Origin of the sequence: Streptococcus sp. 2020WUSS084 (assembly GCF_044427445.1) — a bacterium.
GTDB classification, from domain to species: Bacteria; Bacillota; Bacilli; order Lactobacillales; family Streptococcaceae; genus Streptococcus; species Streptococcus suis.
Genome location: NZ_JAOTGC010000008.1, coordinates 1 through 12,420, shown reverse-complemented (window position 1 = coordinate 12,420; position 12,420 = coordinate 1). Strand labels below are relative to the sequence as shown.

Below are 12,420 nucleotides of genomic sequence, written 5' to 3'. Positions count from 1 at the left end.
TTCTTATCCTATTTCTGCTCTCAATGTAGCATTTTTTAGTTCTTGTTTGCGATACTTCCGCGGAAGAAATGCACGAATTTCATCTTCGTTAAAACCAATCTGCATCCGCTTCTCATCCAAAATAATCGGACGCCGTAAGAGACTCGGATAGGTTTCGATTAACCCAATAAGCTGCTTCACAGAAAGCTCATCAACATCAATATCTAGTTTCTGAAAAACTTTTGAACGGGTAGAGATCAAGTCATCTGTCCCATTTTCTGTCAATGCTAAAATGTTCTTTAATTCCTCAGCAGTTAGAGGGCTAGTCATAATATTGTGCTCAATAAAAGGGACTTCGTGACTTGTCAGCCAAGCACGAGCTTTACGACAACTGGTACAACTCGGTGACAAAAATAAAGTAATCATGTCTTCCATCCCCTCTAAAAACATTTTTCTTCTTATTATTATACTCTAACTTAAAAGAGTTTTCAATAGTAAATCTAATCTCTTCCCTGTAATTCACCTAATTTTTCTAAAGATTCTATTTTTTTCTCTAAGCGTAATAATGTTTCGTTTTGTTCATCAATTTTTGCCATCAAGATATCCAACTTCGTTTCTCGCTCTGTTTCAGAGAAAAAACGAGTTATTGTGGAGGTAACCATACCAAAAGTACAAATACCAACCAACATCAAGAGGATGGCTATAATTTTAGAAATCGTATCTTGGGGGACAATATCTCCATACCCTACAGTTGTCATCGTTACAATGGACCACCAAAGTGCATCGAAAAATGATTTTCCTTCAATCACTGATAATAAGACACTTGAAACTAGCACTGCTGAGCTATTTAGCATCAATACCTTGGATAAACTGTTGGTATGCAAAAGCTTGTTGATTGTATCCCAGAATCGATTAGACAGGGCAAATATTCTCGTTACTTTGACCAATCTGAAGAGTCGTGCAAGTCTTCCCAAGCGAAGAAAACTGAAGAATGAATCAAATGGAATAATGGCAATTAATTCCAAGATATGCCCCTGTACATATTCAAGTATGTCATCCGCATAATAAAGCTGAGCAAAATAATCGCAGACAAAAATAAACCACAGGAGCCAATCCAGTACCCGATAGCCACTAGAATTGGCAATACTAGCATCCATTAATTCAAGTACGATAAGAAATACATAGACTACAGCTATGTAGGTCATAGCCTTCTCATAAAAAGGATGACGAATTAATCGTTTAAGCATGTTTTCCCCATTGCAAGGCAAATTCCTCATCAGATTTCATCTGCTCCATCAAACCTTCAATCCCATCAAATTTGACCATATCTCGAATTTTTTCAAGCCAAAAAATAGTTATTTTTTCTCCGTAGATAAAGCGGTCAAACCCAAAAATATGGGCTTCTATCCGCATCTCAGTTCCATCAAAGGTCACATTTTTCCCAACGCTTGTCATAGCTCGATAGCGTTTCCCATCTACTTCGACATCAGCGACGTAGACTCCCTCAGATGGTAAATGGACACGGTCAAAAGGAGCCAGATTTGCAGTCGGATAGCCGATGGTGCGTCCTCTGGCATCTCCATGCACCACAATTCCCTCCGTCATAAATGGATAACCTAAAAGTTGATTAGCTAGAGAGACATCCCCTGACTGGATAGCCTGACGAATGCGAGTTGAAGAAACTTTCTCTCCGCCCAGGCTCACTTCACTTACAATTTCTACCTGTCCATCAAATAGCTCTGTCAAATCTTTGACATCTGCTCTGCAATTCCCAAAATGATAATCAAATCCAGCAACTAAGACTTGTGCATTCAACCCCTTAACATACCGCTCAATAAATTCTTCTGGAGTATTACTGGCAAATTCGCTAGTAAATGGCGTCATTACCAGTTGATCTACACCATATTTCTCCAATAACTGATGACGCTGTTCCTGGCTTGTCAAATGCAGTAAAAGTTCTGGGCTAAAGCGAGAAAAAGCCAACCGAGGTGACTCTGGAAAGGTCAAAATAGTTACTATCAAACCTTGCTCATCTGCTACTTTCCTTGCTCGATCAAGTAAAGCTTTGTGCCCAAGATGAATCCCATCAAAGTAGCCTAGTACTAAAACCGTCGGCTCCTCTTGATTCAATTCACTATAATGTTTAATTGTTCTAATGTTCATGTTTTCTATTTTATCACAGTTATTGAGAAATTTCTTAGACCAAAACCTTGCTTGGTTTATACAGCTGGTCGCGTTTTTCAAAAATAGCAATCAACTGACCATCATGAAAGCCTGCTAAACGCTCTGCTTCTGCATTCAATTCTACAAATCGACCAAATGTAGCATCTTGCACCTGCTCTTCTTTCAATTCTACAACAGGTAAATCCCCGATACCACGTTCAATAGGTTGGAGAAATGAAAAATTATTTTCAGCTACCAGCGAAGAAATTTCTTCCAAAGTTAAGGCGTCCGCTAGGTCCATTCCTGCTGCCCCAGTTCGTTCCAACTTAGACATGTGACTGGCGTAGCCTAACTTAGCCCCTAAGTCAACAGAAAGAGTACGGACATAGGTGCCCTTTCCACAACGAACTCGGAAGGTAAATCGTGCACAATCATCTGCCAATTCAATAGGACTGGTACGTTCAAAACTATATATGTCAATTTGGCGTTGGGGACGTTCGACTTCTTCACCCGCTCGTGCGTACTCATAGAGCTTGCGGCCATTTACTTTGACGGCGGAATACATAGGCGGAATCTGGGTAATAGTACCGACAAAACTAGCCATAGCCTCATCAACTACCTGCTCTGCTATGTCCAAAACCGATGTCCGCTCAACAAGGTCACCCGATGCATCTTCTGTCGTGGTAGAGTAGCCAATGGTAATCTCCCCCTCGTAGATTTTCCCCTCTTCCTGCATGAACTCAATCATACGAGTAGCCTTGCCGACCGCAATCGGAAGAACCCCTGTCACATCTGGATCTAGCGTACCACCGTGACCAATCTTCTTCTCTTTCAGAATCTTCCGGAGTTTAAAGACTGCATCATGCGAGGTCATCCCCGCCTCTTTTTTTAAATTAATAATTCCTGAAATCATGTTTTCATTATAACACACAGGACCGCTCTTGTGGGCGGTCCGGTATCAATCACTCATCGTAAAAAATCAAAATAGTCTGTTTTTTGGTTCTTATCCTCGCTCCTAAGAACACCCCAAAATTGGTTATTTTCATTGGTATACCCTAACATAATTTTAGGATGTCTGGCACCGATAAATTCAAATAAATTTTCTATGTTAGGGTCTGCAACTCTGGAAGTACCTAAAATTGGTAAGCTCAACAAGGTATGGCGATCATTCAAAACTGTACCGACCATTAAAGTCTGAGAATAAATTGAGGCAAAGCCGCCCCTTAATATATGGAGGTAAAGCCATACAACTTCAGCGAGATGGAAAACCTTAATACCATCTTTGAGGCTAACAATGAGATGCTTATAAACGACTATCCCTATTGCAGAATCATAATAATCTGCCTTGTCAACTAATAATTGCAAATTATTCTGTAATTCTGGGTACCTGTCATACATTTTATTGTACATCTTAATTGTTGTTTCCCTACGATACTTGACATAGAAAAATCCAAGACCAGCTACGATTAAAGGCGGTACAGATAAAATAATATTCAGTCCACCTGCTGTTCCTGCAAACAGTAATAACGACACTCCCATTAACAAACTAAAACTGGCTATTCCAAGCGGAATAACTGTTCCTTGATTCTTTTTTTCTTTCAAATTTTTCATAAAAAATCCTCTATTTTCCTCTATCATCCACTGGTGACCTTTAAATTTCCCGATGAAAATCGCTGTCAATTTCAAAAAATGGTTGGATATTTTGGACGTATTCCAAGACGCCTTGAAACTCTCCCTGTTCATCACGCACGGCCTTATAGACCACATAGACAAACTTGCCCATACTCTCGGACTTGAACCACATGGTCACCTGGTCTTTTTTCCCTGTGCGGAGCAGTTCAAAAATCTTCTTGACCTTGTCTAAGATTTTGGGTGGATGGCAGAGCTCCACATGACGTCCAATCTGGCTCGGAGTACGTTTGAAAATCATGTCTTCAACAGGGTGGCTGTCATTATAATATTGGAAAATGCCATCATGTTCATTGCTATCTTCCTAGTAATCCATCCAATATTTCAATCAATTTTTCTTTTTCCTGACTCTCATTTGTTTTAAACCTGATTAGGGGGATGTTGCATTTTTTCAAAATGTTATCCTTCATAATATCACGTTCAAACTGCTTAGAATTACCTTTGTGGAATGCATATCCATCTACTTCTACAGCTAGTACAGGTGCTTTGGTAAGTCTATTGATTATCAAAAAATCAAGGTGCGTATTTCCATGCCTTGCATACTTCGCTTCCACTTCTGTTAGTCGAGTAAAATCCTTCACAAGATTATGCAGTTTATAGTCATGTATAACATCTAGACTATTATATTTTTCATCGCTCATAAATACTTCCTTAATCCGATGATACATTAAATTCTCAGAATCATATCGCGATATCCGTTTTCGTTTTCTAAAATATTCCTCCTTTTCTTGCTCATACTGTTTGTATAAGTAATCGAAGATGGAATATACAGGGCTCTCTCTTACTTCAAAATTATTATATTGTATATATCCCAATAAATCACTAATATTTTTATCTAATGATTGCTCATTCCCAGTCATGACAAGAAATAATTTATTTTTAGCTCTTGATATCGCCACATTTAGTAAGTACGGATCATCCGTAAAACGTGTTATGCTGTTATCAACCGTGGAGATGATTATCGTATCTTTTTCTTTTCCCTGAAACTTATGGACTGTATCGCTTTCCAAATCATCAATTTGCTCTTGCAACTTCTCTTTCTGCTTTCGATAAGGCGTGACAACTCCTGTCCGCTCCCGATAGATTTCATAATTTGGAATAACATCTTTCAGAATTATATCAATCTCTCTCTGACTATAGTGATCACGAGCGTGATTTCCCTTAGGTGTTCTAATAGCCTGAAGAACATCTTTTTCCCCTTTATCACCTGTCATAATCACTAAGTCACCATTATAAAACTTTTGATTGCAGAAATTGATAATTTTGGGATGACATCTATAATGCTCTCGTAATAGCGTTTCTGGAATATTCGGAATCACTTTTAGTACCGATTGAAGAAAACTGTTTGTGTATTCATAACCACTATGAACACCATATTTATGGAAAAGCTGAGCACTACTTTCTTTGACATCTTTTGTGACAATATGCGGTAGCTGTTTACTATCTCCAACAACTACAACATTTTTAGCACAGGATAATGCTAGTGCCCCAGTTGTAATATCCACTTGTGAGGCTTCATCTATGATTAAATAATCATAGGTAATATTCTTTCCTAAACTTGTTGTTGATGAAAATGTTGTACTAAGAACAATAGGATATTCTAGAAGAACTCGTTTCGATTGTTCCCTTAAATCTTCCTTTGTAAACTGTACTCTATTTCTTCCATTCCCATACTTACTAACTAGAAAATTTTTGAAAATCTTTAATGAATCACTGGTCAAATTGTTTAAAACTTCCGTACCATTTAAGTGAACCAATTCTTCTTGAAGAGTTTCTAATTTATTCCTTATTTCTGTTTGTTTATGCTGGTAAAATAGGTTCTGAAATTGTATTGTCAAATCAGATAATTCTTGTTTATAAAGTTCCCAGTTTTTAACACCATATAATAAAAAGTTTTTTATCTTAAAAATTAAACCTAACCTTTTATTCTTTTTATAGAATTCCTCAAATTCATTCCAAAGCTTAAATAACTTCTTAGCAGAATATAGGTTTAATTCTATAGGCGATATATCTATGTGCTCAAAAAAATCCTTGAAATGATGATATTCCGTTTCTAGTTCTGAGAGTTCTTGTCTCAGATTAGCCACTTCTTCCTGAATTTCAAAAATACGAGGAAGCCTACGAATCTTTTCATTTAATTCCTTATCAAGACTTTCCATACCATTATCTTTTAATCTCCACGAAGAAAAATCAGGGTACATACTATACTGATTGAGAATAAAATTATTTTTATTTTTTTCACTTCCAAGATAAGCCACGGGAAAGTCAAGACCATAGTTCTTCAGTTTTTCGTAAATATTATCAATGGCTGCATTATTATTAGAAACAATTAGAACCGTCTTATTCTGTATCACTATATTAGCTATAATATTCAGAATCGTTTGTGTCTTACCAGTTCCAGGAGGTCCTTGAATGACACTAAATTGATTTATTAAGGCATTTTTTGTTGCTTTATATTGACTATTATTGCAACCAAAAGGAAAAATCAGTTCCCCATGAAACAGCAAGTTATTCTTCTTACTGGGACTTAGATAGCTCGCTAAAGCAACTGTTTTGTCTACATAATCCAATTCCTCATACCTTTTTAACAAGAGCAATTGATCGGTCTCAGAGTTTCTCAGAGGATTCAGCTTGGATAGTTCCGTCAAATAACTAAAAACATGACGACTATTCGAATGTGTCAACTCATTTTGCCGTATTTCTAGGTCTCTCCCCATATATAATTTTCCAGTGCCATTTTTGTAGCGGATGATATAAGCCCGTGAGTGCGTTCCATTGAATTCAACAATTGACTCAATATTATTTAATAAAACCCCATCTTGCCTTCTATAAACTCCTATCTCTGAAGGATTCAACTGTTTGGAAAACTTCAACACCTCAACTCTCTGCATATTGTAGCGATAAGGTTGGACATTATTTTTAAAATAAATCTCAAAGTAGAGTTTCCCTTTGTAACGAATCAATTGAAGCGATTCGATATTTTCTGACTTGTCCTCTCCATCAATCAAAATTATTTTTCTATCTTTCACCGATTTCCACTCTCACTTTCAATCTTAATCTTCCTCCTCCCTCAACGCCTCAAACTTAGCTTTCATGGTTGGGTTATTGCGGGTTAGTTTTTTGACGGAGACGTCGTCTAGCTTATTATTGGCTAGGCGAAGCTGGTTTTCGCTGGTGGTCAGGGCTGCTTTGACGGCTTCCATTCGCTTGATTGCCTTGTCAATTTCATCAATAGCCTTTTGGAAATTGGTGCTGGCTGACTGGTAATTCTTGGCAAAGGCTGTTTTGAAGGTCGCCAAATCTTCTTCAAAATGGGTAATGTCGATATGCTGTTCTCTGACAAAAGCCAACTCCTGTTTGTACTTCAAACTGTTGAGCGCAGCATTTCGTAAAATTCCGATTAATTGGATAAAGAACTGTGGCCGAATAACATACATCTTCTCATATTCATGACTAACATCCACAATCCCTGTATTGTAATAGTCATTGTCCGCCTCTAGCATGCTGACTAATACAGCATATTCGCATTTTTTCTCCCGACGGTCCTTATCCAACTCCTTAAAGAAATCAGCGTTTTTATGCTTGGTCTTGGTCGTATCTGCCTCGTTTTTCATTTCGAACATGATGGAAATAAATTCCAAGCCCGACTCGTCAAAATCACGGAAGATGAAATCTCCTTTTGAACCGGACGCTGATACTTCGTTGTCCTTCGCAAATTTGGCACGTGGAAAAGCATAGGAACGAACCTTGTTAAACTCCGCCTCAGCAAATTGCTCCAAGCTCTCTCCAATTGCCTTGGTCGATTGCTGGGCCTTGAAATTTTTGTAAAATTCCACCTGCTCATCCGCCGCCTTGAGCCGTACTTCGTACTCCTGACGAGTGGTCGCCAGGGCTAACTCTTGCTTTTGTTCCTGCAAAACCAAAGCATTTTGTGCCGCATCCCGCTCTTTTTCCACCTGAGCTACCGCCTGCTGCAACTCCAAGTCCTTGGCAAGACCGATTTGCCCCAACTGTGCCTTAAGCTCTTGGATTTCTTGGTCTTTTTGGGAAATAGCAGAGCTGATTTCCAGTTCCGTCTGACTAGCAAATTTATCAAGTTTTGCGGTCAGTTCCAGAATCTCCTTATCCTTATCACTCAATCTAGCCTGCAAATCATTTTCAGCCTTCTGGCTTAATAATTCTCGTTCCCGCTCCAAACGGTCGTGGATTTCCTTGTCAAACTCCGCACCACGCACCTGGGCTAAAAGCTGACTATATTCTGTTTCATTGACCTGAAAGGCCGTCCCACAATGGGGGCAAGTAATTTGATGCATATACTCTCACTTTCTTCTTTTTAAATAAGATATTAATTTATGTAAAACCGTAGCTACTCCCAGCGCCAATAAAAAATAAAAGAAACGAACTGCATTTCTAGCGTCTGGAAGTGATAGAGCCCAAAGGACAAAAATCGTTATGGCAGTCGGCCATCTCCAGCCCCAGGTCATCTTCCGTTTGATAAACCATTCCATCCAATCTTCATTAGAATCAAACCGTGTTTCATAATATTCTTCTTTCAGTTGTTCCCACCACTTTTTCATAACAACCTCCTTTCAGATCACAGACCTTCTAATTCAAGCTCCAAAAAAGTCTTCCACTTTTCCTGCAAGGGTTGACGCACAGGCGGCTCCTGACCTCCTAAGACTTTTTTGATACATTCATTTTGCACCAACCATCCTGTCATGTCTTTTTGAGCATTCGCAAATTCATTACCAAAATCTTCTGGAATTCGTTCTTCAAAAGTAATCAAGGTCTGATTTTCTAGCTGAGACAGTGCAAATGAAACTGTTGCTGAATCCCACGTGTAGGCAATTTTCTCATTTTTTCGATATTCCAGTAAATCCATAACTTCACGGAATCCTTCCATTTCAAAAACCAGCGTATTTCCTACAATGTTCAACTGTGGAAACCAGCGAACAAAGCCACTATTCGTTGCCAACAAATCCCATGCCTCCACCAAACTAGACGATACAGAATAGCAAATGCTGAGCAGGTAGTGCCCCGCCTCTTTCTTCACACTAATCTTCATATCATACTCCTATTCTATCCTTCTATTATACCAAAAAACACCGGTCTATAACCGATGTTCTCCATTGTCTATAATTTTTTAATCATCAGCAAGCAGGGATTCCATTCATCCCAGAGGGTCGGAAATACCTCTAACTTGACAAAACCGCAAGATTTATAAAAAGCAATGGTCTGGTCGTATTCTTTATAATGCCCTTCATCCACTGTCTTGACTTGCAAGTAGGCATAGTCCTTCCGAGCCTCTTCCTCCAAGGCTTGCATGAGCAAACGTCCAATTCCCTGGCGATGATAGGCTTTCTTGATGGCCATACAATGAACATCTCCGCAAGCCTCCGAAGAATTAGTCAGGGTCACAAAACCAACAGCTTCATCAGCATCATAGGCAGCCCACAACAGCAAGGCAGAACCGTCTTTGATATACTCTTTGGTACTCTCAGGCAATCCAAACCATTCTGGCAAGTCTGCCAGCACCTCTTCAATAATCCTTGCCTTGTCAGCAACAGTTGATACAGTTACAATCTTCATTTCTACTCCTTTTGGGAGATTAGTTTCTGATAACCTCCCCTTGATTCATTTTTTCTGCAACAATTCTATTTTTTAATACTTTCATCTCAATCGTCCCCCTTTCTATTTTGTTGTATTATACAGCATTTCTTTTAGTATTTCAATCATTCCTTTCTCATTTTATGCTATACTAGATGTATTGAAAACAAGGAGGTTTATATGATTAAACTAATCGCTCTTGATATGGACGGAACCCTTTTAAACGAGAAAAAAGAGCTGATGCAGCCACAGATTGATGCCATTCATCAGGCTGTTGAAGCGGACGTCAAGATTGTTCTTTGTACTGGTCGGCCCTTGGCTGGTGTTAAACCTTTCGTAGAGCAGCTCGGCTTTGACACCGAGGAAGAATTTATCATTGTCAATAACGGCTGTTCAACCCATTCGACAAAGGATTGGAGCCTGATTGACTGGGAAGAACTATCTATCTCTGATATTGATTATCTTTCTACTTTTATTGAAAATGATGATGTGCAAATTTCTCTCTTTGACGAGGAAGACTACTTCGTTCTTGCAGAAAAAGCCAATGCACGCGTTAATTTAGACGCAGGTTTGGTAGGAATGACTCCTCAACCAATTGATTTAAAAGAAGCCAAGTCAGGTCAGCATCGCTTCTTTGAAGCCATGTTCGTCGGTGAAAAAGAGCATATTGATGCCTTTGAAAATCAACACAATCCTGTACTCAGCCAAGGCTATTCCACCGTTCGTTCACAGGACTATCTCTTGGAAATTTTACCAAACGGTGCAAGCAAGGCCACTGGTTTGAAAAAACTGGCAGACCGCCTCGGTATCCTTCCAGAAGAAATCATGGCTATGGGAGATGCCAACAACGACCTGGAAATGATTGAATTTGCTGGACTTGGTATTGCCATGGGCAACGCTAACGAGCAGGTCAAGGCTATCGCCCAGGACATCACAGACACCAATGAAAACAACGGCGTTGCCAAGGCTATTGAAAAACATATTTTGAACAAATAAGGAGACAATATGAAATACCCAACACTCTTAGACCGCTTTTTAGTCTATGTCAAAGAAAACACCCGCTCAGATGAAAATTCGACAACCACTCCTTCTACCCAAAACCAAGTCGAGTTTGCACAGAATATCCTTCTGCCTGAAATGGAACGCATCGGCTTACAGAATGTCCACTACCTACCAAACGGCTTTGCTGTGGGAACACTGCCTGCCAACGACCCAAGTTTGACACGTAAGATTGGCTTCATCGCCCACATGGATACGGCGGATTTCAACGCAGAAGGTGTGAATCCTCAGATCATCGAAAACTACGACGGTAATCCAATTGCCTTGGGAACTTCTGGCTACGAATTGCATCCAAAAGACTTCCCACAACTTGCCAACTACCAGGGTCAAACCCTGATTACCACAGACGGTACCACCTTGCTAGGCTCTGATGACAAGTCAGGAATTGCAGAAATCATGACAGCGGTTGAATTCCTAGTCCAAAACCCTGACATCAAGCACTGTGAAATCCGTGTCGGCTTTGGTCCTGACGAAGAAATCGGTGTTGGTGCAGACAAGTTTGATGTAGAAGACTTCGATGTGGACTTTGCCTACACTATGGACGGTGGACCGCTGGGCGAACTCCAGTACGAAACCTTCTCAGCAGCAGGTGCCAAGATTGATTTCCTTGGACGCAATGTCCACCCAGGTTCAGCAAAAGACCAGATGATTAATGCCTTCCAGTTGGCTATTGATTTCCACAATGCCCTTCCTGAAGCAGACCGCCCAGAAAAAACTGAAGGGTATGAAGGTTTCTTCCACTTGATGAACATGGAAGGCAGTGTCGATACTGCTTCTACCACCTACATCATCCGTGACTTCGAGGAAGAGGATTTCCTTGCCCGCAAACAGCTCATGCTGGACATCGCTGAAAAGATGAATGCCAATTTTGACACTCCACGTGTCATTGTCAACCTACATGACCAATACTACAACATGAAGAAAATCATCGAAAAAGACATGACCCCAATCAATATCGCTAAAGACGTCATGGAAAATCTAGGTATCAAGCCACTGATTGAGCCTGTTCGCGGCGGAACAGACGGCTCCAAGATTTCCTTCATGGGCATTCCAACGCCAAATATCTTCGCAGGTGGCGAAAACATGCATGGCCGCTTTGAGTTCGTCAGCCTCGAAACCATGGAAAAATCCGTCGATGTCATTCTCGGAATCGTCTCTTACAAATAAAATTTCAAACGGCTTTCAATAGAAAGTCGTTTTTTTCTGAAAAAATTTTAAAAAAATGCAATTTTATATTGTGTTATTGAACTAATACTGGTATAATAGAACTATAAAAAAAGAAATGGAGTTTTATTATGACAGAAGAAACATTAGCACAGGGAATTCTCATTGGCATTTGGGGTACAACACTACTATTTTCATTTATTTGGTATATTCTTGTTGCTATTTCCAACTACATCCTCTTCAAAAAAGCAGGCTACGCTGGTTGGAAATCATTGATTCCAATCTACAATCTCTATATCCAACAATGCATCACCTTTGGCTATGAAAAAAGATGGTTCATTCTATTCTTACTGATTCCACTAGCAGGGCCATTATATGGCATCTATCTCGTTTACAATTTTGGTCGTAGCTTCGGTTTATCAGCTGTACAAGCTATCTTCTATGTTCTTCTTACACCTATCTTTAACCTCTACATCGCCTTTAATGATGGAAGTCGTTACCAAGGTCCACAAGAATTCTTTATTGACTAATCATGACCACCCGTCAAACGGGTGGTTTGAACAAGGGCTGTAAGCCCACATCACCAGCCAGCGCCTAAAGACGCTGGCTTTCACTTTGTTCAAGCCTCACTACTTTTGACTCGTCACTAGCCTCTTAAAGAGGCATTCGTACTACTTGCCATTATCCCTAAAGGGATCTTCATACTCTTTTACACTCAATTTATCAAGTGCTATATCATGCTTTTCCTGCTCTTGAATA

At 39.6% G+C, this 12,420-nt stretch carries 13 protein-coding genes and 2 pseudogenes; 3 read left to right on the top strand and 12 right to left on the bottom strand.

What is annotated here, in order from left to right:
* Positions 1–3: 3 nt before the first annotated feature.
* The 11 genes and pseudogenes from ODU50_RS05905 to ODU50_RS05855 all read right to left on the bottom strand — a co-directional run bounded on the left by ODU50_RS05905 (position 4) and on the right by ODU50_RS05855 (position 9,420).
* A complete protein-coding gene (locus ODU50_RS05905; protein ID WP_009909989.1) occupies positions 4–405 on the bottom strand; it encodes a Spx/MgsR family RNA polymerase-binding regulatory protein in 402 nt (133 codons plus the stop codon).
* Between the two features lie 74 nt (positions 406–479).
* Entirely contained in the window at positions 480–1,226 is a 747-nt protein-coding gene (locus ODU50_RS05900) for a potassium channel family protein (RefSeq protein ID WP_029176613.1), read from the bottom strand.
* Positions 1,219–2,142 carry a bifunctional riboflavin kinase/FAD synthetase gene (locus ODU50_RS05895; protein WP_105106216.1) on the bottom strand — a complete coding sequence of 308 codons (924 nt, stop codon included), beginning with the start codon at positions 2,140–2,142 and terminating at the stop codon, positions 1,219–1,221. The genes ODU50_RS05900 and ODU50_RS05895 overlap by 8 nt, the downstream gene beginning before the upstream one ends.
* Before the next feature lie 34 nt (positions 2,143–2,176).
* The gene (gene truB, locus ODU50_RS05890; RefSeq protein ID WP_398581363.1) at positions 2,177–3,052 is read right to left on the bottom strand and encodes a tRNA pseudouridine(55) synthase TruB; all 876 of its coding nucleotides are present in this window, start codon (positions 3,050–3,052) and stop codon (positions 2,177–2,179) included.
* A gap of 56 nt (positions 3,053–3,108) precedes the next feature.
* Positions 3,109–3,753 carry a hypothetical protein gene (locus ODU50_RS05885; RefSeq protein ID WP_105096070.1) on the bottom strand — a complete coding sequence of 215 codons (645 nt, stop codon included), beginning with the start codon at positions 3,751–3,753 and terminating at the stop codon, positions 3,109–3,111.
* A 40-nt stretch (positions 3,754–3,793) separates the two neighbouring features.
* Positions 3,794–4,117, bottom strand: a pseudogene (locus ODU50_RS05880) (PAS domain-containing protein); the annotation flags it as partial.
* A gap of 10 nt (positions 4,118–4,127) precedes the next feature.
* Positions 4,128–6,860 (bottom strand): AAA domain-containing protein, encoded by a 2,733-nt coding sequence (locus tag ODU50_RS05875; protein ID WP_105152834.1) that lies wholly within the window; start codon positions 6,858–6,860, stop codon positions 4,128–4,130.
* Positions 6,861–6,884: 24 nt separating this feature from the next.
* Entirely contained in the window at positions 6,885–8,144 is a 1,260-nt protein-coding gene (locus ODU50_RS05870; protein ID WP_105152835.1) for a DUF2130 domain-containing protein, read from the bottom strand.
* A gap of 6 nt (positions 8,145–8,150) precedes the next feature.
* On the bottom strand, positions 8,151–8,408 hold the full coding sequence (locus ODU50_RS05865) for a hypothetical protein (protein ID WP_002940881.1): 258 nt from the start codon (positions 8,406–8,408) through the stop codon (positions 8,151–8,153).
* A gap of 17 nt (positions 8,409–8,425) precedes the next feature.
* Positions 8,426–8,896, bottom strand: a complete 471-nt coding sequence (locus ODU50_RS05860; protein WP_105152836.1) for an ATPase — start codon at positions 8,894–8,896, stop codon at positions 8,426–8,428.
* A 68-nt stretch (positions 8,897–8,964) separates the two neighbouring features.
* Complete coding sequence (locus tag ODU50_RS05855) at positions 8,965–9,420, bottom strand: GNAT family N-acetyltransferase (RefSeq protein WP_105152837.1); 456 nt, start codon at positions 9,418–9,420, stop codon at positions 8,965–8,967.
* A gap of 198 nt (positions 9,421–9,618) precedes the next feature.
* Between ODU50_RS05855 and ODU50_RS05850 the strand changes: the two genes are divergently transcribed.
* The 3 genes from ODU50_RS05850 to ODU50_RS05840 all read left to right on the top strand — a co-directional run bounded on the left by ODU50_RS05850 (position 9,619) and on the right by ODU50_RS05840 (position 12,191).
* A complete protein-coding gene (locus ODU50_RS05850; protein WP_105152838.1) occupies positions 9,619–10,434 on the top strand; it encodes a Cof-type HAD-IIB family hydrolase in 816 nt (271 codons plus the stop codon).
* Positions 10,435–10,443: 9 nt separating this feature from the next.
* Entirely contained in the window at positions 10,444–11,664 is a 1,221-nt protein-coding gene (gene pepT / locus ODU50_RS05845; protein ID WP_105152839.1) for a peptidase T, read from the top strand.
* Between the two features lie 128 nt (positions 11,665–11,792).
* Positions 11,793–12,191 (top strand): DUF5684 domain-containing protein, encoded by a 399-nt coding sequence (locus ODU50_RS05840; protein WP_012028234.1) that lies wholly within the window; start codon positions 11,793–11,795, stop codon positions 12,189–12,191.
* A 141-nt stretch (positions 12,192–12,332) separates the two neighbouring features.
* Here ODU50_RS05840 and ODU50_RS05835 read toward each other — a convergent pair.
* Positions 12,333–12,420 (bottom strand): annotated as a pseudogene (locus ODU50_RS05835) (IS200/IS605 family transposase); the annotation flags it as partial.

Coding starts and splice junctions, on each gene's coding strand:
- ODU50_RS05865 (WP_002940881.1), bottom strand. CDS start 8,408: ATGAAAAAGTGGTGGGAACAACTGAAAGAAGAATATTATGAAACACGG.
- ODU50_RS05900 (WP_029176613.1), bottom strand. CDS start 1,226: ATGCTTAAACGATTAATTCGTCATCCTTTTTATGAGAAGGCTATGACC.
- ODU50_RS05850 (WP_105152838.1), top strand. CDS start 9,619: ATGATTAAACTAATCGCTCTTGATATGGACGGAACCCTTTTAAACGAG.
- ODU50_RS05885 (WP_105096070.1), bottom strand. CDS start 3,753: ATGAAAAATTTGAAAGAAAAAAAGAATCAAGGAACAGTTATTCCGCTT.
- ODU50_RS05905 (WP_009909989.1), bottom strand. CDS start 405: ATGATTACTTTATTTTTGTCACCGAGTTGTACCAGTTGTCGTAAAGCT.
- ODU50_RS05840 (WP_012028234.1), top strand. CDS start 11,793: ATGACAGAAGAAACATTAGCACAGGGAATTCTCATTGGCATTTGGGGT.
- ODU50_RS05860 (WP_105152836.1), bottom strand. CDS start 8,896: ATGAAGATTAGTGTGAAGAAAGAGGCGGGGCACTACCTGCTCAGCATT.
- ODU50_RS05855 (WP_105152837.1), bottom strand. CDS start 9,420: ATGAAGATTGTAACTGTATCAACTGTTGCTGACAAGGCAAGGATTATT.
- pepT (WP_105152839.1), top strand. CDS start 10,444: ATGAAATACCCAACACTCTTAGACCGCTTTTTAGTCTATGTCAAAGAA.
- ODU50_RS05870 (WP_105152835.1), bottom strand. CDS start 8,144: ATGCATCAAATTACTTGCCCCCATTGTGGGACGGCCTTTCAGGTCAAT.
- ODU50_RS05895 (WP_105106216.1), bottom strand. CDS start 2,142: ATGAACATTAGAACAATTAAACATTATAGTGAATTGAATCAAGAGGAG.